At 71.9% G+C, this 24,095-nt stretch carries 19 protein-coding genes, 5 tRNA genes and 1 riboswitch; of the genes, 11 read left to right on the top strand and 13 right to left on the bottom strand.

What is annotated here, in order from left to right; translation table 11 throughout:
• Nucleotides 1-302: 302 nt before the first annotated feature.
• From lhgO to CP978_RS16500, 3 genes are read left to right on the top strand one after another with little or no spacing between them, the layout of a single operon-like run.
• Nucleotides 303-1,541 carry an L-2-hydroxyglutarate oxidase gene (lhgO, locus tag CP978_RS16490; RefSeq protein WP_174498642.1) on the top strand — a complete coding sequence of 413 codons (1,239 nt, stop codon included), beginning with the start codon at nucleotides 303-305 and terminating at the stop codon, nucleotides 1,539-1,541.
• Nucleotides 1,542-1,574: 33 nt separating this feature from the next.
• A complete protein-coding gene (gene trmB, locus CP978_RS16495; RefSeq protein ID WP_043441686.1) occupies nucleotides 1,575-2,429 on the top strand; it encodes a tRNA (guanosine(46)-N7)-methyltransferase TrmB in 855 nt (284 codons plus the stop codon).
• 60 nt (nucleotides 2,430-2,489) lie between these two features.
• The gene (locus tag CP978_RS16500) at nucleotides 2,490-3,896 is read left to right on the top strand and encodes a PrsW family intramembrane metalloprotease (protein ID WP_043441687.1); all 1,407 of its coding nucleotides are present in this window, start codon (nucleotides 2,490-2,492) and stop codon (nucleotides 3,894-3,896) included.
• A gap of 61 nt (nucleotides 3,897-3,957) precedes the next feature.
• On the opposite strand, the gene CP978_RS16505 is transcribed toward CP978_RS16500, so the two are convergent.
• The 8 genes from CP978_RS16505 to CP978_RS16540 all read right to left on the bottom strand — a co-directional run bounded on the left by CP978_RS16505 (nucleotide 3,958) and on the right by CP978_RS16540 (nucleotide 13,185).
• Nucleotides 3,958-4,902, bottom strand: a complete 945-nt coding sequence (locus CP978_RS16505; protein ID WP_043448758.1) for an aldo/keto reductase — start codon at nucleotides 4,900-4,902, stop codon at nucleotides 3,958-3,960.
• 106 nt (nucleotides 4,903-5,008) lie between these two features.
• Nucleotides 5,009-6,049, bottom strand: a complete 1,041-nt coding sequence (locus CP978_RS16510; RefSeq protein WP_043441690.1) for a M23 family metallopeptidase — start codon at nucleotides 6,047-6,049, stop codon at nucleotides 5,009-5,011.
• Between the two features lie 11 nt (nucleotides 6,050-6,060).
• Nucleotides 6,061-6,216: riboswitch (cyclic di-AMP (ydaO/yuaA leader) on the bottom strand.
• 233 nt (nucleotides 6,217-6,449) lie between these two features.
• On the bottom strand, nucleotides 6,450-7,484 hold the full coding sequence (locus tag CP978_RS16515) for a PP2C family protein-serine/threonine phosphatase (RefSeq protein ID WP_043441692.1): 1,035 nt from the start codon (nucleotides 7,482-7,484) through the stop codon (nucleotides 6,450-6,452).
• Nucleotides 7,485-7,979: 495 nt separating this feature from the next.
• Nucleotides 7,980-8,053 (bottom strand) — tRNA-Met (locus CP978_RS16520).
• A gap of 119 nt (nucleotides 8,054-8,172) precedes the next feature.
• Entirely contained in the window at nucleotides 8,173-9,321 is a 1,149-nt protein-coding gene (locus tag CP978_RS16525) for a dihydrofolate reductase family protein (protein ID WP_043441695.1), read from the bottom strand.
• Between the two features lie 56 nt (nucleotides 9,322-9,377).
• A complete protein-coding gene (locus CP978_RS16530; RefSeq protein WP_052454147.1) occupies nucleotides 9,378-11,471 on the bottom strand; it encodes a sensor histidine kinase in 2,094 nt (697 codons plus the stop codon).
• Nucleotides 11,468-12,226, bottom strand: coding sequence for an ABC transporter permease (locus tag CP978_RS16535; protein WP_043448763.1), 759 nt, complete (start codon nucleotides 12,224-12,226; stop codon nucleotides 11,468-11,470). Before CP978_RS16535 ends, CP978_RS16530 begins: the two co-directional genes overlap by 4 nt.
• A 5-nt stretch (nucleotides 12,227-12,231) precedes the next feature.
• Nucleotides 12,232-13,185 carry an ABC transporter ATP-binding protein gene (locus tag CP978_RS16540; protein WP_043441698.1) on the bottom strand — a complete coding sequence of 318 codons (954 nt, stop codon included), beginning with the start codon at nucleotides 13,183-13,185 and terminating at the stop codon, nucleotides 12,232-12,234.
• Between the two features lie 136 nt (nucleotides 13,186-13,321).
• Between CP978_RS16540 and CP978_RS16545 the strand changes: the two genes are divergently transcribed.
• Nucleotides 13,322-13,927 (top strand): response regulator transcription factor, encoded by a 606-nt coding sequence (locus CP978_RS16545; RefSeq protein ID WP_043441701.1) that lies wholly within the window; start codon nucleotides 13,322-13,324, stop codon nucleotides 13,925-13,927.
• A 283-nt stretch (nucleotides 13,928-14,210) separates the two neighbouring features.
• On the opposite strand, the gene CP978_RS16550 is transcribed toward CP978_RS16545, so the two are convergent.
• Nucleotides 14,211-15,098 (bottom strand): hypothetical protein, encoded by an 888-nt coding sequence (locus CP978_RS16550; RefSeq protein ID WP_227745390.1) that lies wholly within the window; start codon nucleotides 15,096-15,098, stop codon nucleotides 14,211-14,213.
• 364 nt (nucleotides 15,099-15,462) lie between these two features.
• Between CP978_RS16550 and CP978_RS16555 the strand changes: the two genes are divergently transcribed.
• On the top strand, nucleotides 15,463-16,146 hold the full coding sequence (locus tag CP978_RS16555) for a DUF998 domain-containing protein (RefSeq protein WP_079162177.1): 684 nt from the start codon (nucleotides 15,463-15,465) through the stop codon (nucleotides 16,144-16,146).
• 239 nt (nucleotides 16,147-16,385) lie between these two features.
• Here the strand turns inward: CP978_RS16555 and CP978_RS16560 are convergent, their stop codons facing one another.
• From CP978_RS16560 to CP978_RS16580, 4 genes are all read right to left on the bottom strand, one after another.
• Entirely contained in the window at nucleotides 16,386-16,703 is a 318-nt protein-coding gene (locus CP978_RS16560; RefSeq protein ID WP_043441707.1) for a hypothetical protein, read from the bottom strand.
• A 477-nt stretch (nucleotides 16,704-17,180) separates the two neighbouring features.
• Nucleotides 17,181-17,253: transfer RNA gene (locus CP978_RS16565), tRNA-Lys, on the bottom strand.
• Between the two features lie 231 nt (nucleotides 17,254-17,484).
• Nucleotides 17,485-19,725 (bottom strand): DEAD/DEAH box helicase, encoded by a 2,241-nt coding sequence (locus tag CP978_RS16570; RefSeq protein WP_150478236.1) that lies wholly within the window; start codon nucleotides 19,723-19,725, stop codon nucleotides 17,485-17,487.
• A gap of 937 nt (nucleotides 19,726-20,662) precedes the next feature.
• On the bottom strand, nucleotides 20,663-21,013 hold the full coding sequence (locus tag CP978_RS16580; protein ID WP_043441709.1) for a metallopeptidase family protein: 351 nt from the start codon (nucleotides 21,011-21,013) through the stop codon (nucleotides 20,663-20,665).
• A gap of 84 nt (nucleotides 21,014-21,097) precedes the next feature.
• On the opposite strand from CP978_RS16580, the gene CP978_RS16585 reads away from it, so the two are divergent.
• The 6 genes from CP978_RS16585 (at nucleotide 21,098) to CP978_RS16610 (ending at nucleotide 24,013) form a co-directional block, all read left to right on the top strand.
• Complete coding sequence (locus CP978_RS16585) at nucleotides 21,098-22,714, top strand: metallophosphoesterase family protein (RefSeq protein ID WP_043441711.1); 1,617 nt, start codon at nucleotides 21,098-21,100, stop codon at nucleotides 22,712-22,714.
• A gap of 80 nt (nucleotides 22,715-22,794) precedes the next feature.
• Nucleotides 22,795-22,867, top strand: a tRNA-Glu gene (locus tag CP978_RS16590).
• A gap of 37 nt (nucleotides 22,868-22,904) precedes the next feature.
• A tRNA-Asp gene (locus CP978_RS16595) sits at nucleotides 22,905-22,979 on the top strand.
• 24 nt (nucleotides 22,980-23,003) lie between these two features.
• Nucleotides 23,004-23,077: transfer RNA gene (locus CP978_RS16600), tRNA-Phe, on the top strand.
• A 333-nt stretch (nucleotides 23,078-23,410) separates the two neighbouring features.
• Nucleotides 23,411-23,596: a hypothetical protein gene (locus CP978_RS16605; protein ID WP_043441713.1), complete on the top strand. Its 186-nt coding sequence runs from the start codon at nucleotides 23,411-23,413 to the stop codon at nucleotides 23,594-23,596.
• Nucleotides 23,597-23,686: 90 nt separating this feature from the next.
• Entirely contained in the window at nucleotides 23,687-24,013 is a 327-nt protein-coding gene (locus tag CP978_RS16610; RefSeq protein ID WP_052454149.1) for a hypothetical protein, read from the top strand.
• Nucleotides 24,014-24,095 lie beyond the last annotated feature (82 nt).

Consider the following 24,095-nt stretch of genomic DNA (forward strand, 5'->3'; position numbering starts at 1 on the left):
TCCCCTCGGACGGCCCCGCCGGGGTGGCCCCAGGGATCGCACGGGGCTGCCCAGGGGTCGCGCCGGGCCCAGCGGGCTCACAGGGCCGTACGGGCCGCACAGGGCCCAGGGGGCCGCACAGGGACAGGCCGCAGCCCCGGCAGCCGACCGGCCACCGAGGGCACGGACCACCGACGCGGGGCCGCCGCAGGGCCGAACCGTCAGGCGCCGTCCCTGCGGCGCGCCGACGGCGCGCCCGCGGCCGTGGCGAAAGGGTGCCGAGGTGTCGGCCTCCCCGCTTCGAGGGCATTGTCAGTGGCACGGTGCACCATCGGAACCGGGAGGTGGAGCAGGTGCGGAAGGTCGCCTACGACTGCGACGTCCTGGTGATCGGCGGCGGCATCGTCGGCCTGTCGACGGCGTATGCCCTCAGCCGCGCCGCGCCCGGCACCCGGGTGACGGTCCTGGAGAAGGAGGCCGGCCCGGCCCGCCACCAGACGGGACGCAACAGCGGGGTCATCCACAGCGGGATCTACTACCGCCCCGGCTCCCTCAAGGCCCGGTACGCGGTGGGGGGTGCCGCCGAGATGGTCAAGTTCTGCGCGGAGTACGGCATCCCGCACGCCGTGACGGGCAAGCTGATCGTCGCGACCGAGCGGGAGGAGCTGCCGCGGCTGCACGCCCTGGTCCAGCGCGGCCGGGAGAACGGCATCCCGGTGCGAGAGCTGGGCCCGGCCCAGTTGACGGAGTACGAGCCGGAGGTGCGGGGGCTCGCGGCCATCCGGGTGGGCACGACCGGCGTCTGCGACTTCGCGGCGGTCGCCCGGCAGCTGGGCGAGGCCTCGGGCGCGGAGCTCCGGTACGGCGCCGAGGTGGTGCGGATCGACCGGCGCCCCTCGCTGGGCGTCGCCGTGCGCACCGCCGACGGGACGGTCCTCCGCGCCCGGGCGCTGGTGAACTGCGCCGGGCTGCACTGCGACCGGGTGGCCCGGCTGACCGGGGACGACCCCGGCATGCGGATCGTGCCGTTCCGGGGCGAGTACTACGTGCTGGCCCGGCCCGAGCTGGTGCGGGGGCTGGTGTATCCGGTGCCGGATCCGGCGTTCCCCTTCCTCGGGGTGCATCTGACCCGGGGGATCGACCAGGAGGTCCACATCGGGCCGAACGCGGTGCCGGCCCTCGCCCGCGAGGGCTATGGATGGGGGGTCGTACGACCGCGGGAGCTGGGCACCACGGTGCTCTGGCCCGGCTCCTGGCATCTGGCGCGGCGGCACTGGCGGTACGGGGCGGGGGAGCTGCGGCGGTCCGTGTCCAAGGCGGCGTTCACCAGGGCGGTGCGAAGACTGCTGCCCCAGGTCCGGGCGGAGGATCTGGTGCGGGCCCCTGCCGGGGTGCGGGCGCAGGCCGTGCTGCGGGACGGCACCCTGATGGACGACTTCCTGATCCGGGAGGGAGCACGGGCGGTGCATGTGCTGAACGCGCCGTCGCCCGCGGCCACCGCGTCGCTGCCGATCGGACGTGAGGTGGCGCGCCGGGCGCTGGCCGCCCTGGAGCGCGGGTGACCGGGCCCGCCTCCCCGTAAAATCGGTACCACTGTGTCTGACTCCCTCGACTTCGCCCCCGAAAAGCAGCAGGCCGCCCCCGACGGTACGGGCGGCCGGCCGCCCGCTGCGTCCGTCCGGCACACCCGTGCCAAGGGTGAGCCCCGGTTCCCCGACGGACCGAAGGCCGACCCCGCCGGGTCGCACTTCGAGCGGCGGATCCGAAGCTTCCAGCCGCGGCGCAGCCGGGTGACGGCCGGGCAGGCGGACGCCCTGCAGCGGCTGTGGCCCGCCTGGGGGCTGGACATCGACGGGCAGCCCCTCGATCTCACCGAGCTGTTCGGGAACACCCGCCCCGTGGTGCTGGAGATCGGCTTCGGCATGGGCGAGGCCACCGCGCGGATGGCCGCCGCCGACCCGGACACCAACATCCTCGCCGTGGATGTGCACACCCCCGGTCAGGGCCATCTGCTCCAGCTGGCCGAGCGCGACGGGCTGACCAACGTCCGCGTCGGCAACGGCGATGCGATCATCCTGCTCCGCGAGATGCTCCCGCCGCACTGCCTCGGCGGGCTGCGCGTCTACTTCCCCGACCCCTGGCCCAAGAAGCGGCACCACAAGCGGCGGCTGATCCAGCCCGAGTTCCTCACCCTCGCCGCCACCCGCCTCCGGCCGGGCGCAACGGTGCACTGCGCGACGGACTGGGAGCCGTACGCCGAACAGATGCTCGAGGTCCTCACCGCCCACCCCGACTTCGAGAACACGCAGCCCGACGGCGGTTATGCGCCACGCCCCGGCTTCCGGCCGCTGACCCGTTTCGAGGGTCAGGGACTGGACAAGGGTCATGTGGTGAACGACCTGCTGTTCCGGCGCGTGCCGCTCCCGGATCAGCCTTCCACCGGCGGCTGAGCGCCGCGGGCCCACCGGGCGCCGCCACGGCGGCGCCCCTCCCCCGTTAGGGTCGATGCCTTGGCCAGCTGTCCCCCGTACCCGACGCACACCGGCGGCGATCCCGGTGCGGGCACGCTCGGGCACGCGCACTGGTGGCAGCGGCGGTGGGTGCGCTACGGCGCGCTGAGCACCCTTCTGGCGCTCTCCGGGCTCATCATCCTCGCCCTGGTACGGCAGCAGACCGGCACCGAGGGCTTTCTGGTCGGGCTGGGGCTCGCGGTGCTTCCCGTACCACTGCTGGTGGCGACCTTCCGCTGGCTGGACCGGGTGGAGCCCGGGCCCTGGCGGAACATGATCTTCGCCTTCGCCTGGGGCGCCTGCGCGGCCGCGCTGATAGCGATCGTCGCCAACAGCTTCGCGACCCACTGGATAGCCACCTCCACCGCCGATCCACACGGCGCCGACACGCTCGGCGCGACCGTCATAGCGCCTGTCGTCGAGGAGTCCGCGAAGGCCGCGGCCGTGCTGCTGGTCTTCCTCTTCCGCAGAAGGGACTTCACCGGGATCCTCGACGGGGTGGTGATCGCCGGGGTCTCCGCGACCGGCTTCGCCTTCACCGAGAACATCCTCTATCTGGGCACGGCCTTCGGCACGGACCAGCTGAGCGGCGGCAGCGGACTGGCCTCCGTGACGGCCGCGACCTTCTTCGTACGCGTGGTGATGTCCCCTTTCGCGCACCCGCTGTTCACCGTGCTCACCGGCATCGGCTTCGGCGTCGCCGCGCTGTACTCGGAGCGCCGGCGGCTGCTCCGGGTGCTGGCACCGCTGGGCGGTCTGCTGCTCGCGATGGGCATGCACGCCACCTGGAACGGCTCCTCGGTCTTCGGCGACTACGGGTTCTTCGCGGTCTACGCGTCCTTCATGGTGCCCGCCTTCGGGCTGCTGACCTGGCTGGTCATCTGGACCCGCCAGCGGGAGCTGCGCACCGTGCGGGAGGAGCTGCCGGCGTATGCGGCCGCCGGGTGGCTGGGGCCGGCGGATCCCTTCGCCCTCGGTTCGATGCGGGCCCGGCGGCTGGCCCGGGAGTACGCGGGCCATCACCTGGGAAAGGCCGCCGCGCGCTCGGTCGCCCAGTACGAGGCCTATGCGACCTCGCTGGCCTTTCTGCGGCACCGGGGCCGCCGGGGGCGGGCCGACGCCGACTTCGCGGTGCGGGAGCGGGAACTGCTCGCCGAGCTGTGGGCGCGGCAGGCGGTGGCCCGGCCCGCACTGGCGTACGCCGCACGGGCCGTGAGCCCCATGGTCCCGGTGTGGCCCCTCCCGCCCGGCCCGCCGATGTACGGGCACGCGCCCTACGGTGCCGCGCATCCCGCGCATCCCGTGTACTGGTCACCGCCGTACGGCTCCTACGGACCGCCCCACGGCCCCGCGCACCACGGCCCCGGGGCCCCGTATCCCCCGTACAACCCTTACCGCTCCCCGTGACGCGGTGCCCGCGGGGCCCCGGCGCGGGCCCTTGGCCGGCCTGGCGGAAGGCGCCCGTCCGTCACTCAGAAGCGGCCGTCAGCTGCGCCGTCTCCTCGTCCGTCAGGGTCAGGTCGGCCACCGCCAGCAGCGCCGGCAACTGCTCCGGCGTACGGGCGGAGGCAATCGGTGCCGCCACCGTCGGCCGGCCCGCCAGCCAGGCCAGGGCGACGGTCGCGACCTCCGCGTCCCGGTCCCGCGCGATCTCGTCCAGGGCGGCGAGCACCCGCTGACCCCGCTCGGTCTCCAGATGCTTGGCCGCACCCGCCGCCCGCGCCGAGACCACGGTGGTGCCGGTGCGGTACTTGCCGGTGAGGAAGCCGGCCGCGAGCGCGAAGTACGGGACGGCCGCGAGACCCGCGCGGGCGGCGACGTCCTGCAAGGCGCCCTCGTAGGTGTCGCGCGAGACCAGGTTGTAGTGCGGCTGCAGCGCCACATACCGCGCCAGGCCCTCGCGGTCGGAGAAGTCCAGGGACTGCTGGAGACGCTCGGCGGAGATGTTGGAGGCGCCGACGGCGCGCACCTTGCCCGCCTTCACCAGCTCGTCGAGCGCGCCGACGATCTCCTCGACCGGCACCTCGGGCTTGTCGTAGTGCGTGTAGTAGAGGTCGATGTGGTCCGTGCCCAGCCGGCGCAGCGACGCGTCGGCCGCGGCCTTGATGTTGGCGGCGCTCAGCCCCGGATGGTCGGGGTGCTGGCTGACCTTGGTCGCGACGACCACATCCGAACGATTGCCGCGCGCCTTGAGCCATGTGCCGATGACGGTCTCGGACTCACCGCCCCGGTGGCCGGGGACCCAGGCCGAGTACGAGTCGGCCGTGTCGACGAAGTTGCCGCCGGCCGCCGTATAGGCGTCGAGCACGGCGAAGGAGTCGGCCTCGTCGGCGGTCCAGCCGAAGACATTGCCGCCGAGACAGAGCGGGAAGACCTCGAGATCGGAAGCGCCGAGCGTGCGAAGAGAAGTCATGCTCTCCATGAAAGCTCAGACCGGAACAGAATCCTCCGCGCACGACCGGCAGCCCTGGCGTCGGGGGGGGTACGTCAGGGCTGCCGGGGTCGGGGAAAAGCGTCCGTCAGGGGGTGAGGCCCTTGCTCCGCAGCCAGGCCATCGGGTCGATGGTGTCGCCGCCGGGGGTGTGGAGCTCCAGGTGCAGATGGGGTCCGGTCACATTGCCGGTGGCGCCCACCCGGCCGATGACATCGCCGGTGGACACCTGCTGTCCCACGCTGACGCTGATCGACGACTGGTGGCAGAACCACAGCTCGGTGCCGTCGTCGAGGGTCAGGATGGTGCGGTAGCCGTACGCCCCGGCCCAGCCCGCCTCCGTGATGGTGCCGCTGTGGACGGCTTTGATGAGCGTGCCCGTGGGGGCGGCGAAGTCGAGGCCGGTGTGGTAGCCGGAGGACCACAGGGCGCCGGCGTCACCGAAGCGGGAGGTCAGGGTGTAGGACGAGGTCGGCAGCGCGTACTGCTTGGCGAGCTCGGCGAGCCGCTTCTCCTCGGCCTTCTGCGCGGCCTCTTCCTCGGCCTTCTTCTTCTCGGCGGCGGCCTTGGCCTTGGCGTCGTCCTGCGCCTTGGCCGCCGCCTCGGAGGCCTTCTTGGCCGCGGCGTCCTCCGCCGCCTTCGCGGCCTCGAGCGCGACCCGGTCCTGCTGGGACTCGGCCTGCTGCATGATCCGGGCGCGCAGTGCCTCGCCCGCGTCCTGAGAGCCCGCCTCGGCGTCGGCGGTGGTCAGACCCACGGTGCTGAGCGCGGTGGCGGAACCCTGGGGCTCCTCGGCACCGGTGTCCTCGACGATGAACGTCTTGGCGCTGTGGGTGAGCGAGGCGATGTCCGGCATGGATATGGACACCGGCGGCTTGCCGCTCTGTGCGGTGGCCATGCCGCCCGCGCCGACGGCGGCCATCACACCGACGCCGAGCACGGTGGAACTCCGAGCGAGCCCGCCCCCGCGCTGCTTGGCCACCCGGTGCTTGCCGCGGACCGGGCGGACGGACTCCTCGGTGGGGTTCCACTCCTCCCAGGGGCCGTCGTCGGCTCGGGGGGTGAAGGCGAACGGCTGCGTTCCGTCCGTGGTGAGCGAGGAGCTCTGGGCAGGCCGGTTGGACGCCACGTGGGCGCACTCCTTTCCTTCCGTCTCGCCTGCCGGGTTAGCTGACGGGTTCGGAGAGGAAGGTCTCCTACGCGCGTAGCCGACCGTGTCTCCACGGCGGCATCCGTGCGATTCACCCCAAGACGGTGGTTCCCCGGCTCCCTTGCAGGATTCGGCACATGCGCACGGCGCCGCCTCTTGTGACGGCTGGGACGACCGCGCTGCGTTATCGAACGTTAATAGACGCGAGCCCGGGATTCCAACCCGTTCCCCGAGATCCATCGCACTTTCGGCCAGGACTTTCCCGGCATGACCGATGGAAAACGGGCGAGTTGACCACACCTCTTGCGCCACTCGGAAGTTGACAGTGTGTCAGTTGTTATGCGTAGCGGGACCGCTCATGCACTCCTGGTGACAACGATCAAGGAACGGCCCGCCGGCGTACCGCCAGCAGCGCCATGTCGTCCACGGCCCGGCCTCCGGTGTGCTGGGCGACCTCCGCTGTGACGGTGGCCAGCAGTGCGCCGGGCCCGGCGAAGACCCGGCCCGCGAGGCGGACGGCCGGGTCGTAGAACTCCCCGTGCTCGTCCCTCGCCTCCGAGAGGCCGTCCGTGTAGAGAAGCAGCATCGCCCCGGGCGGGAAGTCCCACTCCTCGGCGCGTCCGGGGCCGTCTCCGAGCTCGCCCAGGCCGAGCGGCAGCGCGGGCTCCCGGGTCTCCAGGGTGCGCAGGGTGCCGTCGGGGAGCAGCAGCAGCGGGGCGGGATGGCCCCGGTTGACGATCCGGACGACCCCGCAGCGCGCGATCTCCGCGATGACCGCGGTGACGAACCCCTCGGCCTCCTCGAGCCCGCCGCGCAGAGTGCGCTCGCGCATCAGCGCCCGCTCGAGGCGCCGGGTCACAGCCTCCGGCCTCGACTCGTGCTCGACGGCCTCCCGGAAGGCACCGACCACCACGGCGACGGCGGCCACCGCCCCCATCCCCTTCCCCCGTACGTCCCCGACCAGCAGCCGGACGCCCTGCGCGCACTCCTGGACGGCGTACAGGTCGCCGCCGATGAAGGCGTCGGCCTGCGCCGCCTCGTACCGGGCGGCGATGTCGAGCCCGTCGATCCGCGCGGCGGGCTCGGGCAGCACGGCGCGCTGGGCCGCCCCGGCGATCTCGCGGGCCGAGGCGAGGCGCGCGACATTGCGGCGGACGAGCACATTGATGAGCACGGACAGCACGGCCGCGGTGAAGACGGTGACCGCCTCGGTGATCTCCTCCGTCTGCTGGAGCCTGCCGATCGCGAAATGGATCCCGACGACGGAGCCGACGGCCGCCGCGCCGGTGAGCACGGTGCCGCGCAGGGAGTAGAGGGGCGCCGCGACCAGCGCGGCGGCGGTGAAGAGGGGGCCCGCGGTGTTGGCGGGTGGGGTGAGGAGGTCGTAGCAGACTCCGGCGACGATCAGCAGCATGGGCAGGGCTCGTACGAACCCATGCGCGAGCGAGAACCGCCGGGAGGGAGTCCTTCCGCCCGGCGGCGAAGCACCGTCCGCGGTCCCGGCCTCGGAACCGGGCACATGACCGCCCGGGAGCCGGTCTCCGGGGCGGTCACGGTCGGGTTCGGGGTGTCGGACACGGCCGGGGCTACGGCCGCGACCTCCGGGACGCCCATCGCCGTACAGCCCCTGGGCACCGGTGCCGTCGTGCGAACTGTCGTACGAGCCCCGGTGCAGTCCCTCGGACCTCTCCGGCCCCTTGCGGACCGGTGCGCTGCCTGGTCCGGACATCTCCTGGTCCCGGCCATGCGGCTTCCCGGGCCACCACGCGCCTCCGTGCTGCCCCACAGGTCCAGTCTTGCCGCAAGCAGGACGGAGGGCGACCGCTGTGGGCCGACCGGCGCAGACGGGGAAGCACGGCGAAAAGGCCGAGGGCCGGAACCCTGTCGGATTCCGGCCCTCGGCCTTCAGTAGCGGGGACAGGATTTGAACCTGCGACCTCTGGGTTATGAGCCCAGCGAGCTACCGAGCTGCTCCACCCCGCGTCGGTGAAACCAGTGTACGCCATGCGGGGGACACATCGCGCACGGATTGCTGTGTGCGGTCCTTCACCGGCGGTTTCCCGTGGCTTCCGGTGGTTTCAGCGGTCCGCGGAGCCGACGCCTCAGGAGCGGCCGGGCGGGGGCGACAGATGGGCGTTCGGGGCCTTCGCGCGTTCCTCGTACTCCGGCAGAACGACCACCTCCACCCCCTCGGACGCCAGCACACCGCTGCCGTCGGCCGCCGTCACAAAGGTGTCCGGCTCGCGCCAGGCCGTCACCACCCGCCGCACCCCGGCCTCCAGGATCAGCCGGGCGCACGGTGCGGGCCGGGACGCACGGCGGGCGCACGGTTCCAGGCTGCTGTAGACCGTGGCGGCGGCCAGCCGCGGATCCGCCGGGTCCAGCTTCGCCAGCGCCGCCTCCTCCGCGTGGACCACGGGGTCACCGCCCTCCCGGGAGTACGCCCGTGCCAGTTCCGTGCCGTCGGCGGCCACGATCACCGCCCCCACGCTGAAGGCCGTCCGGGACGGGGGGCACAGGGCCGCGAGCTCGCATGCCTCGGCCAGCCACCGCCGGTCCGCGGCGGAGGCGAGACGCCCGGTGCCGGGGGCCACCGGCACATACCGCATCAGTACGACGTCCCCCACCGGCCGCGTCTCCAGCAGCCGCATCCGCCCCGGCGGATACGCCCCGGGCCCGAACATCCGCGGCGCCTCCGCCTCCCCCACGAACAGCGGTGCGACCGCGAGCTGCAGTTCGTCCGCCAGCCCCTGCCGCAGCAGCTGGGTGTGCACCTGGCCGCCGCCCTCGACCATCAGCCGCCGTACGCCCTCGACGTCCCCGAGATGAGCGAGCACGGCCCGCCACTCCACCTCGGGGCCGAGGGCGACCACCGCCACCTCCCCGGGCAGCCGTCCGCGCAGCCGCTCGGCGCCCCGGTCGGTGGTGTAGACGGTCTTGGCGCCGCCCGTGTGCCAGAAGCGGGCGTCCGGGTCGAGGTTCCCGGAGGCGCTGACCGTCACCTTCAGGGGGTACTCCGGCAGCCCGGCGGCGACGCGGTTCGCGCGCCGCTCGGCCGAGTTCACCAGGAGGCGGGGGTTGTCGGTGCGCAGGGTGCCCGCGCCGACGAGGATCGCGTCGCAGCCCGCCCGCACCTCGTCGACCCGGTCGAAGTCCCCCGGTCCGGACAGCAGAAGCCGCTCGGGTCCGGTGTCGTCCAGGAAACCGTCGAGGGAGACGGCGGCGGACAACAGGACATAGGGGTGGGCCATGGGGGTGCGCTCCAGGGGGTCGACGGTTCAACTTTTGAACCATAACGACACCGGTGTCACGGCCGCTCGTCCACCGCGTGCGGCGCCGGGCGGGGCACATCGCTCATCCGCAGGGCGCGCAGAAACGCCTCCGGCGAATCGACGGAGGTGTAGACCGTGCCGGCCGCCACGACCCCGGACTCCCCGAGGTCCACGGCGACCGGCGGATCGAGCCGCAGACAGACGTCGACCGTGCCGCCCACCGAGCAGGCCACCGCACGGGCGTCCCCGGCCACGGGGCGCAGCCCTCGGCCGGGGACGGTCCGCAGCACCCGGGACGCGGACCGGACGGCCCCGCGGGGAAGCACCAGTTCGCCCAGCAGACCCGTACGCAGGACCACCTGCGCATCCGAGACCAGGTGCGGGTGCCGTGCCGTCGCGGCCACCGCACCGAGAGCGGTGAGGACCAGCAGGACCTCGAACACGGCGTGGTACGGGCGCAGCACCGGCGGGATCATCAGGGACACCAGGAAGGCCGCGACGATCTCCAGCACGGCCAGAACCGTGATCATCTGCCGGGTGTCCGAGGAATGGGCCAGCAGGTGCTTCCCGTTGCCGGCCTCCCGGAGCGGCCGGCGTGCGACCCAGGAGGCCAGGGATCCTCCGAGCACCCGCAGGAGGCCCGCCCCCGAAGGCCGCGAGGAAGCGCCGGAACCGGTCGTGCCCGTCGTCCCCTCGGTCACGGTGGCTCGGGCGGCGGCGACCGGTGCGGGCCGAGCTTCCACCGCGGGCGATGTCGCCGGGGCTTCCACCGGCGCAGGGGGGCTCGCGACCGGCGTCACGGACGCTTCCACCGGCGTGGCCGGTGCCGCGGAAGCCCCCGCCGTCTCCGTCGGCGTCACGGGAATGCGTACCGTCAGCCGGAAGACTCCGCGGGGTTGTCTCTCCGCGCGGAGAACGCCCCCCTGGCCCGCGAGCCGCTCCCTCAGCCCGGCCAGCCCGGAGCCCTCGCGCACCGCCGACCCCGCCGGCCCCGAGCCGTCCTGCCCCGCCCCCTGCCCGGGCCTCGCCCCGTTGTTCTCCATGACCAGCTCCCACACCCGTCCCCCGGCCGCGGCGACCTGCCGCAGCCGGATCGTGCACCGATCGGCGTCCGCATGGCGCAGCACATTGGTGGTCCCCTCCCGGATCACCCAGCCGAGCTGCGCCGCGGTGGCCTCCGGCAGCACGTCGACACAGCCGTCCTTGATGCCGCAGTCGATACCGGCGGCCCGCAACACCTCGCCGGCACCGATCAGTTCGGCATGCAGATCCGCCACCCGGTAACCGCGGACCACCTCCCGTATCTCACGGTGGGAGTCACGGGCGATGCGCTGCACCTCGACCATCTGCGCCACGGCGGCCGGTGAGCCGCGCCGCGCCAACTGCACGGCCAGCTCGCCCTTGAGGGCAATCACCGTCAGGTTTCTTCCCATCACATCGTGCAGGTCCCTGCCGATCCGCAGCCGTTCCTCGGCCACCGCCAGCCGGGCCTGGGTCACCCGTGCGCTCTCCAGCTCCAGGACCACAGCCAGCAGCCATACGGAGAACCGGCTGGAGAACGCCATGAGCAGCCCTCCCCCCAGCGAGGCCATGCCCAGGACGACCGTCTGCTGCCAGGGCAACGACAAAACGGACATCAGCAGCACCAGCGCCACCGAGAAGGAGAGCACCAGCTGGGCGACCCGTCCGGGGCGGGCGACGAGCGCCGGCGCCATCGGACCGAAGATCACCGGCCCCAGCGCCACGGCGACGGCCATGGATCTCTGCGCCGGGTCCGTGCCGGCCCGCGCCAGCGTCACCGCGACCACGACGACCAGTCCGGAGAGCGCCATATGCGCGGCGACCAGTCGCATCGGCGGTTCCCGGTGGTCCAGGAGGGAGCCCAGCGCACGGGAGCACGCCAGCGCGGTGAGCCCGGAGTGCAGGGCGAGCAGCGTCGCCAGCACTGCCCGGGGGGCTCCGGGTCCGTCGGACAGCGCGACCGGGCCGGCGACGGCGAGCAACTGGATCAGGGCCACACAGTGGAAGGTCCACCGCGTGTACAGCTCGACCCGTGCCGAGGCGCCCTTGTCGCCCCACCAGCCCAGCGCCCTGCTCCAGGGGTCGAGGCCTCCCTCGTAGCGGCTCATCCCCGGCGTTCCCAGCGGAACCAGCGCCGCGCGGCCAGCAGCATCAGTCCCGTCCAGACCGCCGCGAGCGCCAGGGAGCGCAGGGTCACCGCCGCCTCCTGGCCTCCCGCCCAGCCGCCCCGGACGAGCTCCATCACCGGGGACAGCGGAAGGAGTCGGCACACCTCCGCCACCCGGTCCGGCATCACATCCAGGGGGATGAACATCCCCGATCCCATCAAGGACACCAGCATCACGGGCAGCGGCGTCACCTGCGCGGCCTCGACGGACCTGGTCGTCGCCGACGAGACAGCCGCCATCGCCGCCGTCATGACCAGCCCCAGCAGCACTCCGGCGGCCAGCAGATCCGGCCGGGACGGCATCGGCACCCGCAGCAGCGTCGGGCCCGCCACCACCAGCACCAGGACCTGCAGCACGGTGAGGACGGCGGCGGGCAGTGCCGAGCCCACCAGGATCTCCGGGTCCGTCGCCTCACCGGTGCGCAGCCGCTTGAGCACCAACTCCTCACGCCGGGCGACATAGACGCCGACGAGATTGCTGTACACGGTGAACAGCAGCATGAACCCCACCGCGCCCGGAAGCATGATCGTCCCGGGCGACAGTCCCGTCCCGGCCAGATCCATCTCCCCGACCGCGGACCACAGCCCGACCGTGAGCAGTACGGGCGCGGCGGCCCCCGTGAACAGCGCGGACTTCGCCCGCAGCAGCAGCGTGAGTTCGGCCCGGCCCAGCGCGCGCATCCGCGCCACGGTCATCGTGTTCACGCGGCGGCTCCTTCCCGCTCAGTGCGGTCCCGGGCGATCTCCAGGAACGCCTCCTCCAAAGACGCCGACCGCGCGTCCAGGCCGGTCAGCTCGATCTCCTGCCGTCGCGCCCACAGCAGGAGTTCGGTGAGGGTCTGCTGCAGCCGCGGGGTGCGCACCTCGACCCTGTCGCCGGTCACGGTCACGGTCGCCGTCGAGGTCACCGAAGGGGGAAGCCGGTCCGCGGCACCCTCGCCGGACAGCACGAAGCGGATGCGTGACGGCCTCGCCGCGGTCACCTCCGCGGGCGTTCCCCCGATGATGATCCGCCCTTGGTGCATGATCGCGATCCGGTCGGCCAGCTGTTCGGCCTCGTCCAGATAGTGCGTGGTCAACACGACGGTCGTACCGTCCCTTTGCAGGCTCCGGACCAGTCGCCAGGTCTCCTGGCGGCCCTCGGGGTCCATGCCCGTGGTCGGCTCGTCCAGAAAGAGCACCTCGGGCCGGCCGAGCAGGGCCGACGCCAGGTCGAGCCGGCGCCGTTCGCCGCCGGACAGATGCTTGACCCGTACGCCGGCCCGTCCGCCCAGTCCCACCAACTCCAGCGCCTCCGCCGGCGGACGCGCCCCGGACACGCACCCGGCCCACATCCGCAGGGTCTCCCTCACGGTCAACTCACCGGGAAATCCGCCTTCCTGCAGCATGACGCCGATCCGCGGCCGCACCCGGTGCCGTTCCCGGTAGGGATCACGGCCCAGCACCCGGACCCGGCCCTCCGCCGGGGCGGCAAGACCCTCCAGAAGTTCCACCGTGGATGTCTTCCCCGCCCCGTTGGTCCCCAGCAGCGCGAACAACTCGCCGCGCGCCACGGAGAGGTCGATGCCTCGTACCGCCTCGAAGCCGGCGCCCCGCTGTGCGCCATAGCGTCTGCGCAGTCCCCGGGCCTCGATCACCAGATCCTCGCTGTCCATGTGTCCAGCGTTCCGCCCGTGTGCCGAGGGCGACAGTGCGGTTTGTCATGACCGTCGCCCCTGACGGCCGCCCGGCCGCCCCCGCGCCGGAGCACCTTAGGGTCAAAGGCGTGAACCCGCCGAAGGGGGCCTTCCGATGATCCGCGTTCTCCTCGCCGACGACGAGCACCTCATCCGTGGTGCCCTCGCCGCGCTGTTGTCCTTCGAGGAGGACCTGACCATCGTCGCCGAGGCCGCCACCGGGCCCGAGGCCGTCGCCATGGCGCTGCACCAGGCGCCGGATGTGGCGGTGCTCGACCTTCAGATGCCGGGCAAGGACGGGATCGAGGTGGCCCGGGAACTCTCCCGCGCCCTGCCGGACTGCAGGTCCCTCATCGTCACCAGCCACGGCCTGCCGGGACATCTCAAGCGCGCCCTCAGCCACGGCGTCCGGGGCTTCGTGGCCAAGACCACCTCCGCGGAACAACTCGCCACGATCATCAGAACCGTGCACCTGGGCGGCCGCCATATCGACCCCGACCTCGCCTCGGACGCCATCAGCGCGGGCGACTCCCCGCTCACCCCCCGCGAGACCGACGTACTCGCCCTGGCCGCCGACGGCGCCCCGATCGAGGAGATCGCCGACCGCGCGGCCCTGGCCCCGGGCACCGTACGCAACTACCTCTCCGCCGCGACCACCAAACTGGGCGCCGAGAACCGCCACGCAGCAGCCCACCTGGCCCGCCGCCGAGGCTGGATCTGACGACCCCCGACGGGTTCACGGTGTGACATCGGCCATCTCCTGCTCGGCGGTGACCCCAGGCCTGCTCGGTGGATCTCTTCACGTCGCCTGATAGCCAGCCGGGTCCAGCGGCGGACCAACTCGGCCGCGGATCGCCTGCTGAGGGCAGCTTGCGCCAGAGCCCGCGTACGCACGCACGAGAGCACGTGCCTGGGAGAGGCGCCCCTTCATCGCGGTGTGCGCGCCCCTGGCGGTGCGGCGGTACGCCCGGACGCAACGGTTGGCGGGAGGGATTCGGCAGGACTCAGGGCCAGTCCTGGCCGGCTGTCACCTCACGTGCGATGCGACGCCACTGGCCCTCCCCTCCGGGCAGGGGCCAGGCCCAGGTCGGCTGTTCCGCGGTGTTCAGGTCGTGGAGGAGGCGCACGAGCTGTGGGCCGGCGGTGGCGGCGCCGTCGGGGACGGTGGGGCCGTGGACGGCGCGGAGTTCGGCGAAGCGTGCCAATTCGTTCTCGTAGAAGCCTACGGCCTCATTGATGCGCGCGGCCAGGTCATCGCGCGGCACCGTGCGGTGCAACTGCAGCAGCGGAGGGTCGACGGATTCGGCGATCGCCGCGGCGAGCCGCGCGTGACCGTCCAGGATCAGATGGCAGTCCAGGCCACTGACCCACCACAACAGGACAGGTGGGAGTGTCCCTTCACGGGCCTGTTTGCGGTACGCCTTGACTCGGCTGTCGTCGGCATCGGGCATCGGCCGCAGCGGAAGGACCTCCCACGAATGAGAATGGAAGAACCAGTCGATGTATCCGTCCGGATGACCGTCGACGAGCATCGAGCTCCAGTGTTCGGCATGCGAAGTGTCGGCGTGGCGCCAGCGTCGAAGCGGACTCTCGCGCGAGAGCAGCCACCGGCCTTCGTGCAACGGGCTGTCCGGCGAGTCGATGAGGTACTGCGCAAAGCGGTGAGCCCACCGTTCCGGGCTGCCCGCCAGGGCGCGGCCCACATCGGCGCGCAACGGCGGGACGAAGGAGCGGTACTCGTCGGTGCGCCAGAAATCCACACCCTCGAGTTGCTCGTCGACAACGGCGAGCAACACAGGCCGCGACAGCCGGGAGACCAGCAGTCGCGGCCCGGCACTGAACACGCACAGCCCCGGCTGGTGGCGGTCCTGTACGTCCAGGGACAGGCCCACCCACGTGCCGTCGTCCCGCGTGACATCACTGCGCTGCATGCCGAGAGCGTAGACGGCTGCTTTCGGGGCCCCGTGGACGCGCTCGGCCGTCCGACACGGCCCGCACACTCCACGAGCCGGTGGCCCCGACCGGAAACACGCGCTGTGTTCGTTGACGCTCCTCACCCCGTTGAACGCCGGACAGAGTCAGGCGACAAGCGGCCCTGGCCGATTTCAGGGCTCTGCCCGCAGTTCCGTGAACCCCCTGAGGCCGGCTGTACGTAGGGGCTGCCCTACCTCGTGCCCGGGGGATCGTCGGCGTGTCTGAGGCCAGCCGTGCGTGATCTGCTGTCCGCGCGTGAACCAAGAGAGAGAAGGTGACTAGTTGAAGACTCGGATCGGATATGCCGCGTGGGTCGCAGGTGTGGTGCAGTTCTTCGCCGTTCACGGAATCGTCGAGTCGGCCTGGGCAAGGCCGTACAGCTGGGCGCGGAACAACATCAGTGACTTAGGTAATGCACACTGCGCTATGCAGTCGGACCCCGAGCCACGCTACATTTGCTCGCCCGAGCACGGCCTGATGAACGCCTCGTTCATCGCTCTAGGAACGCTCCTCGTTGTCGGCGTCGCCTTCACCGGTGCTCTGTGGCGCAGAGGCGCGACCGCAGTCGTGACCCGGTGCCTGCTGGCCTGTGCCGGCATGGGATTCGCATTGGCCGGGCTGGCACCTGCGGACGTCTACGAGAACCAGCACGTCCTGGGAGCTTTGCTCATCATGGCAATGGGCAACATCGGTCTTCTGCTAGCGGGAGTCGGCCTGGCGGACACTGCGCCAGGTCCGCTGCGCTGGGCGACTGGTCTGCTGGGAGTAATAGCGATCACAGCCTTCGGGCTCTTTCTCTCCCACCGCTATCTCGGACTCGGGATGGGAGGCATGGAGCGGGTAGCGGCATTTCCCCTCCTGGTGTGGGCACTGTCAGCCGGGCTCCGGGGCCTACTCCAGCAAGCGCCTCGAATGCAGGATGCGCCGCCGGGGAGGCCTACCGCGCAGGCCACCCGCAGAGGATGAGGCTTCCTGCGATGCGGCTTGTCCACGGTCTGGCAGCCGCCCCGGCGGTGGGAGCGCCGGGGCCGGTCAGGCTCGGGTACGGGGGCGGCCGATGAGGCATTCGTAGTCATCGGGCCACTCAGTGGCGATCCGATACCACTCCCACGTGGTGAGGTGTCGCGCCTCGGCGAGGGAGGCCGGAGGCCGGAACACGCGGAACGCGGGCTGCTCGTCGGCCTAATGCTTGTGCTGCTCGCCAGTCACGGCACGGTGAACTCCGCACCGATGGCGGGGATCCTGGCGCGCATCCGGTCCATTCGGGACGTCATGCGCGCGCACGCCTGCTCGGTGGCCTTCACCGCGTACGGGTCGCCGGTCGGCATCGCCAGGGCGACTGCGGCGGCCACCGCATCCGCAGCGGACACGCCCCATACGGTCGTCGGCCTGGTCTTCCCTACCGCCACGGCCACTTCGTCGCTGCGGCTGCTCCGCCCGACGCCGTAGCGAGTCCGCACGTCACGGCCGGGGATGCCGGCGTGCTCGGCCTCGCGCCGGATCTGGTCGACCCGGTCACGCATCTCGCGGATGCGGCGTATCGGGCGGCGACCATGGCGTACAGGGCGGCGAGCGCGTCGACCGCGGCCCTCAACTTCGCCGCCAGATCCTCCGGGTCGTCCTGCTCGGCCAGAGCGAGCGCGTCGGCGGCCACGGCCTCGGCGCGGACGTGCCACGTGCCGGTCCGCCTCGTCCTGCTCGGCCTCGCTGGCCGCCGGGGTCCCCGAGGCGGTGGTCTCGAAGCGCCTCGGCCACTCCTCCATCGCGATCACGCCCGACACCTACTCGCACTTGCTCGGAGGCGTCGGGCGGGATGCCGCCGAGCGCGCCTCGGCCCTCGTACCGCGCGCCCGCAGGACCGCGCCGGACGGGCCAGCAGCGGGCCAGCGTGACCGCTTGGTGGCCACCTCGCCCGAAAATCCGGCCGCCGCGCCGGTCCCGCAAACGACAGAACCCCCGTCTGACCAGGTCAGCGGGGGTCCCGACCCCGAGGGGTCCGGTAGGCCCTGTGGGACTCGAACCCACAACCAATGGATTAAAAGTCCACTGCTCTGCCAATTGAGCTAAGGGCCCAGGCGATGTTGCCTACCCGAGCATAGCGGGAGGACGTGCCGTGTCCGATCGGGTATCGGGGGAGCCCGGCCGGAAGTGTGACGTGATCGGGTGTGATCGAGTGGCCGTTCCGGTCAGAAGATCCCCTCGGAGTCCGCCGGAGGAGTCGCGGAGGGCACGGTGGCGGCGGGATGCGGAAGGGCCCGTACGACGGTGGTCGTACGGGCCCTTCCGGAATCGGTTCAGCCGGCGTCAGCCGTTGCGCTTCCAGCGCGGCTTGTCCTCGCGGCGGCCGAAGCCGCCGGTGCCGCGGTGGTCGTCACGACGGCCGTACGGGCGGTCATGGGCGCCGGAGCGGAAGCCGGGGCGGTCGCCCTGGCGGTCACGGTTGAACGGGCGGTCACTGCCCCGGTGTCCACTGCGCTCGCCCTCGCGGCGGTCGCGGTCGAAGGGGCGACGGTCACGGTCACCGTCACGACGGAAGCCGCCCCGGTCGTCACGACGCTCGAACGAACGACCACCACGGTCACCGTCACGACGGTCGAAACCACGCTCACCGTCACGACGGTCGCGGTCGAAGGGGCGACGGTCACGGTCACCGTCACGACGGAAGCCACCGCGGTCGTCACGACGCTCGAACGAACGACCACCACGGTCACCGTCACGACGGTCGAAACCACGCTCACCGTCACGACGGTCACGGTCCCGGCCGAAGCCACCACGGTCGTCCCGGCGGTCACGGTCGAAGGGGCGACGATCGCGGTCACCGTCACGACGGAAGCCACCGCGGTCGTCACGACGCTCGAACGAACGACCACCACGGTCACCATCACGACGGTCGAAACCACGCTCACCGTCACGACGGTCACGGTCCCGGCCGAAGCCACCACGGTCGTCCCGGCGGTCACGACGCTCGTACGAGGACGAACCGGCCGTGCGCTCCTCACGCGGTTCCCCGCGCTCGGCGCGCTCGACGTCCTCGGCGGTCGGCTGCTCCGGGACGGAGATCTCGGCGCCCGGCGTCTCCACGGCCTGCTCCGCCTCGGCGGAGGCGGCCGCGATCGCCGTCTCCGGGTCCTCGCCACGCTCCCGCGCGGCGCGGACGACCAGCCGGTCGGCCTCGTCGCGCAGTTCCGCCGCGCGCCGCGTGGCCCGCTCCAACTGCTTGGTGAGCTGGGCGACCTCACGCTCGGCCTGCTGCGCGGCGTTCCCGGCGGACTCGGCCTGGACCTCGGTCATGGACCGGGCCCCGGTGATGTCCGCGACCTCGGGGTCGAAGGCGGCCCCGCCCTGGATGATGTGGCGCGAGGCGTCGACGCCCGCGTCCTCCATCAGCCGGAAGATCTGGCGCCGCTGGTGCGGCAGAGCGAGGGAGACCACGGTGCCTGTACGGCCGGCGCGGGCCGTACGCCCGGCGCGGTGCAGATAGTCCTTGTGGTCACCGGCGGGGTCCACATTGAGGACGAGGTCGATCCCGTCGACATGGATGCCGCGGGCCGCGACGTCCGTGGCGACGAGGACGTTCACATAGCCGTCCTTGAAGTCGGCCAGCGTCCGGGTGCGTGCGCCCTGCGTCATGCCGCCGTGCAGTGCGTCCGCCTTCGCCCCGGAGTCGCGCAGCTGCTCGGCGACACGGTCGGCGCCGAGCTGGGTGCGGACGAAGATGATGGTCCGTCCCTTGCGGGAGGCGATGGCGGTGGTGACCGGGGCCTTGTCCTTGGGCTTCACGATCAGGATGTGGTGCGACATGGTCGTCACGGCGCCCTGGGCGGCGTCGACCTCGTGGCTCACCGGCTCGTTCAGATAGCGGTCGACGAGCGTCTGGATCTCGTTCTCCATGGTCGCGGAGAAGAGCATGCGCTGGCCGCCGGCCGGCACCTGGTCGAGCAGCTCGGTGACCTCGGGCAGGAAGCCCAGGTCGGACATCTGGTCGGCCTCGTCGAGCACGGTGATCTGCACGTTCTCGAGGGAGCAGGCACCGCGGTTGATGATGTCGCGCAGCCGGCCGGGCGTGGCGACCAGGATGTCCACGCCGCGCTCGAGGGCGTAGATCTGGTTGCCCATCGAGGTGCCGCCGCAGACGACCTTCATCTTCAGGCCCAGCACATCGCCGTAGGGCTGCAGCGCGTCCGCGACCTGCATGGCCAGCTCACGGGTCGGGGTGAGGATCACGGCCCGCGGCTTCTTCTTCTCGGTGTGCCCGCCCGCCAGCGTGGCGAGGGTCGGCAGACCGAAGGAGAGCGTCTTGCCCGAACCCGTACGGCCGCGGCCGAGGATGTCCTTGCCGGTCAGGGCGTCCGGGATGGTCGCCGCCTGGATCGGGAAGGGGGCGGTGACGCCGTTCTGCGCGAGCTTGCGGACGATGCCCTCGGGCAGACCGAGGTCGGCGAATGTGATCTCGTGAGTGGTGTCGGTGCTCTCGGGGCCTTCAGCGCCTTCGGCTGCTTCGGCGCCCTCGGGCAGGACAATGTGGTCGGTGCTGGCAACAGACATGCGAAATGCGAACCTTCCGGAGTTCACGGCACGCGCCCAAACATCCGTGAAGTCGCAATCGACCGCCTCAATGCGGTCCGGCCACGGCAAGGGAGAGTACGCGCCACACGCGGCGCGTCAGGTAGGCGCCGGGCAAATGGGATCAAACGATCTACCACCATACGCACCCGCCCCCGCCGAACGCAAACCCAGCCCCGGGCCTGACGGGTGAGCCTCACCACACGGCCGGACGGCCACACCGCCGGTGCCCAGGACCGGGGCGCCGGTTCCCGCACAGCCGTGTGGTCTGCTCGTGCGTCGCGGGGGGCTGTTCGGTGGTCGGCGGGGTCGACTGCGACGGCTGCTCCGGCTCGCCGGTGGGCGACGAATCCGCCGGTGTCTCCGGGGCGCTCGGCTCCCCGTTCGGCGGCGCCGGCGGGGCGCCCTTGCCGTCTCCTTCGCCGCTCTTCGACGTCCCCTTGGCACTCGGCCCGCCGCCCTCGCCCGGGGCACCCGGCCGGGACTCCGCCGCGGAGGGCGAGGAAGAAGCCCCCGACCCCGACTCGCCCTTCTCGGACGAGCCGCCCTTCACGCCCGCTCCGCCCCGTCCCCCGGTTCCGCCCCCGGCCGGGAACCGGTCCGGCGCGTCGCCGCCGTGCCGCCCCGCCGAGTGCGACGGGGCGGGACGGCCCGCGTCGTCACCGACGCTCATACAACCGGCGGCCGCGACGACGGCCATCGCCGTGGCGGCCAGACGGACGGCTACAGGACAGGCGCGCACGGGCAGCCACCTCCGATAGGGGTCTCTTCCGCTCGAACGAGGCCGGGAGCCGGGGAAGGTTCGAGAAGTCCCCCTGCCCAACTCCCGCCGCCCGCGAGAGGACACGCACCCACGAGGAGAACGTCCCGACACGCCGAGAACTCATCGTCCCGAGCGCCCGCACGGACCGTCCGGGCCTCACCCGTACCCGAGTGCGTGCAACCGGTCGTCGTCGATCCCGAAGTGATGCGCGATCTCGTGCACCACCGTCACCTCGGTCTCCGCCACCACGTCCTCCCGCGATGCGCACATGCGCAGGGTCGGCCCCCGGTAGATCGTGATCCGGTCCGGCAGCACCCCCGCGTACCACTCCCCGCGGTCGGTCAGCGGTGTCCCCTCGTACAGCCCGAGCAGCTCGGGGTCGTCCGCGGGCGGCTCGTCCTCGACGAACACCGCCACGTTGTCCATCAGCCGCGTCAGCTCCGGCGGGATCCGGTCGAGCGCCTCGGCGACCAGTTCCTCGAACTCCTCGCGCGTCATCTCCAGCACAGGGCCATTGTCCGACACGGCCCCGGAGTCCGGGCAGCGCCGACCGGCCCGCATATCCGCCGGGGAACTGGGCATACGGGACCAATGGCCCGCGTCCCCGTCGCCGCTCCGCACCACATACGCCGGGCGTCCGCGACGCTCGCCCGGCGCTACCGCGCGCTCCGCCCCCGGCCGGCCGCCGAACTCGTCCCGACGCCCCGCTCCTGGCTCCGCACCCTGGGTATGGCCGCCGTCGTGCTCCTGGGGGCCTGGCTCGGCCTGCTGGCCGTGGGCGACGTGCGGGTTCCGGTGGGCCCCATGGACACCACCATGGCCCTGCGCCCCTCCCTCACCGGCGGCACGAAGATCAATGTCTCCCCGCTCGGGGACCTGCGGCTGAACAGCCATGAGGCCCCCGTCCGCCTCGATGTCACCGTCGACCAGCTCGACCCGGTCCGTGCCCAGGCCCTGGTCGACCACCCCGAGCGGATCTCGGGTCTCCAGCAGGAGATCGCCCACGATGTGGCGCACGGCACGCTCGACCTCGCCGTGCGCTCCTGCGTGGCCGTCGTGCTGGGCGCCACCGGGCTCGCGCTGGCCGTCTACCGCCGCCCGCGCCGTGCTCTCGCCGCCGGCGGACTGGCGCTCGCCCTCCTCGCCGTCTCCGGGGGCACGGCCTACGCCACCTGGAACCCCAAGTCGGTGCTTGAACCGAAGTTCTCCGGTCTGCTCTCCTCCGCGCCCTCGCTGGTCGGCAACGCGCGCAACATCGTCACCGAGTTCGACGTCTACCAGAAGGAGTTGGCGCGCCTGGTGACCAATGTGACCAAGCTGTACGACGTGACGTCCACGCTCCCGGCGTACGAACCCGATCCCACGACGATCCGGGTCCTGCATGTCTCCGACATCCACCTCAACCCGGCGAGCTGGAAGATCATCGCCTCGCTGGTCGAGCAGTACCGGATCGATGTGATCGTCGACTCGGGCGACACCATGGACCACGGCACGGCGGCGGAGAACGGCTTCCTGGATCCCATCGCCGACCTGGGCGCCCCCTATGTCTGGGTCCGCGGCAACCATGACTCCCGCACCACCCAGCGTTATCTGGAGCGGATGAAGAACGTCCATGTGCTGGACGACGGCCGTGCGGTCACGATCGCGGGCCTGCGCTTCGCCGGGACCGGCGATCCCCAGTTCACCCCGGACCGCTCGGTCGCACCGGGCGGCGACCGGGCCGAGGAACTGGCGGGGGCGCGCCTGGCCGCCGCACTGCGCGACCAGAAGGCCGCCGGCACCCCCGTCGACATCGCGATCGCCCATGAGCCGGTGGCCGCACGCGAGACGGACGGAGAGGTGCCCCTGGTCCTGGCCGGCCATGTGCACCATGAGGCGACGGAGATCATGAAGTACGGCACCCGGCTGCGCATCGAGGGCTCCACCGGCGGCAGCGGGCTGCGCGCGGTCGAGCGCCCCGACCCTGACCCCATCGAGACCTCGGTCCTCTATCTGGACCGGGACACCCGTCGCCTCCAGGCCTGGGACGAGATCAGGCTCGGCGGGCTGGGTCGGACCACGGCGGAAGTAGCCCGCCATCTGGTGGAGGACAACCGGCCGGGCACCGGCGCCACGCCCGGGGCCACACCGTCGGCCGCCACGCCCTCGACCCGCCCCGGAGCCGACCCGAGCGGTTCCCGCGGGACCCCCGTGCCGACCACGCCTTAAACCGTTTTGGCGAACCCTCCCCCCATCCCATATGCTTCTCACGTCCCCGAGGCGCCGGAAGGCGCCCAGGCGGGCCGATAGCCCTCATCGTCTAGCGGCCTAGGACGCCGCCCTTTCAAGGCGGTAGCACGGGTTCGAATCCCGTTGGGGGCACGCACCACCCTGTGCGACACTGTCGTACACAAAGCTTGGTCCTGTGGAGCAGTTTGGAGTGCTCGCCACCCTGTCAAGGTGGAGGCCGCGGGTTCAAATCCCGTCAGGACCGCTGAGGTTTCACGTGAAACCTCGTGGCTGGGTAGCTCAGTTGGTACGAGCGTCCGCCTGAAAAGCGGAAGGTCGCCGGTTCGACCCCGGCCCCAGCCACAAGAGCCCTATCAGGGCAAACACCCTCTCCGAGATCTTTCGGAGAGGGTGTTTTCGTATCTTCGACCCCTTGGCCACCTTGGCCTCGGCGATCGCGGCCGCCTCGAGCGATTCCATGCCGAAACTGCTCGGATCCGGCAAAGCCAGTGGCCTTCGCCTGCCGGGCGGTCTCCTTGTCCGCTGGATGGCGAGGGAAAGACACTGGAGTCCGTTCGGCGGGATGGCAAGGCACATCAAGGGGATGTGGCCGCCCGTACGGCAGGGGACTGCTCATACGGTGGTGTGCGCTGTCCGCCCAGGCCCCGCCAGGCCCTTCCAGACCAGGAGGTATCCATGGGAGACGAAGTCGAGTGGTTCGAGCTGACGCGACGCGGTTACGACCGCGTGCAGGTCGACGAATACTTCGCGCGACTCGCCGGGGGAACGGATCCGGGCGACCCGCCTCAGTTCGACATCGTCCGGCGCGGCTACGACCGGGACCAGGTCGACTCCCGGATAGCCCAGTTGCGAGCCCGCTGACACACAACGCCCCACCCTCCGCGCCGTCTTGGCATGTCCCCTCCGGGACGCTACGTTCGGCCGGTCGGATGATCGTGTGACGGGGGGATCATGAGTCAGGACAGGACCGGGGCCGTGCAGGGCGCCCAGCTGGAGAAGGACCGGGCCCGCTACGGCCTGCTCGCGGTGATCGTCAGCAACCTGGTGATCTCCGGCGTCGCGATCTTCGGCGTATGGCGCCTGGACGGCGACAAGTCGGTGATGATCGGCGTGCTCACCGCGGCCTTCACCGCCATGAGCGGATTAACCACCGCCTATCTCGGCATCAAGGCCGTCTCGAACACCGCGCAGTCGATGGCCCAGCGGCCGGTCCATCCGGAGCAGACCAAGCAGCCTCAGCCTGCGCCCTCGCTGCCTCAGCAACCGGGCGACCACTGATCTTCCGTCGGCGGACCGCGCCGCCCCCGGATCCCCGGGCACGGGAGACACTCCCCCGCCAAGCGCCCTCCCGCACACGCCC

Source organism: Streptomyces nodosus (assembly GCF_008704995.1).
Taxonomy (GTDB): Bacteria; Actinomycetota; Actinomycetes; order Streptomycetales; family Streptomycetaceae; genus Streptomyces; species Streptomyces nodosus.

What these genes read in the sequence shown, in the direction of transcription:
- CP978_RS16585 (WP_043441711.1), top strand. Translation starts at nt 21,098, where the DNA reads ATGGCCCGCGTCCCCGTCGCCGCTCCGCACCACATACGCCGGGCGTCC.
- CP978_RS16505 (WP_043448758.1), bottom strand. Translation starts at nt 4,902, where the DNA reads ATGACTTCTCTTCGCACGCTCGGCGCTTCCGATCTCGAGGTCTTCCCG.
- CP978_RS16605 (WP_043441713.1), top strand. Translation starts at nt 23,411, where the DNA reads ATGGGAGACGAAGTCGAGTGGTTCGAGCTGACGCGACGCGGTTACGAC.
- CP978_RS16545 (WP_043441701.1), top strand. Translation starts at nt 13,322, where the DNA reads ATGATCCGCGTTCTCCTCGCCGACGACGAGCACCTCATCCGTGGTGCC.
- CP978_RS16560 (WP_043441707.1), bottom strand. Translation starts at nt 16,703, where the DNA reads ATGCGTGACCGGGTCGACCAGATCCGGCGCGAGGCCGAGCACGCCGGC.
- CP978_RS16540 (WP_043441698.1), bottom strand. Translation starts at nt 13,185, where the DNA reads ATGGACAGCGAGGATCTGGTGATCGAGGCCCGGGGACTGCGCAGACGC.
- CP978_RS16530 (WP_052454147.1), bottom strand. Translation starts at nt 11,471, where the DNA reads ATGAGCCGCTACGAGGGAGGCCTCGACCCCTGGAGCAGGGCGCTGGGC.
- CP978_RS16525 (WP_043441695.1), bottom strand. Translation starts at nt 9,321, where the DNA reads ATGGCCCACCCCTATGTCCTGTTGTCCGCCGCCGTCTCCCTCGACGGT.
- CP978_RS16515 (WP_043441692.1), bottom strand. Translation starts at nt 7,484, where the DNA reads ATGCTGCTGATCGTCGCCGGAGTCTGCTACGACCTCCTCACCCCACCC.
- CP978_RS16570 (WP_150478236.1), bottom strand. Translation starts at nt 19,725, where the DNA reads ATGTCTGTTGCCAGCACCGACCACATTGTCCTGCCCGAGGGCGCCGAA.
- CP978_RS16610 (WP_052454149.1), top strand. Translation starts at nt 23,687, where the DNA reads ATGAGTCAGGACAGGACCGGGGCCGTGCAGGGCGCCCAGCTGGAGAAG.
- CP978_RS16535 (WP_043448763.1), bottom strand. Translation starts at nt 12,226, where the DNA reads ATGACCGTGGCGCGGATGCGCGCGCTGGGCCGGGCCGAACTCACGCTG.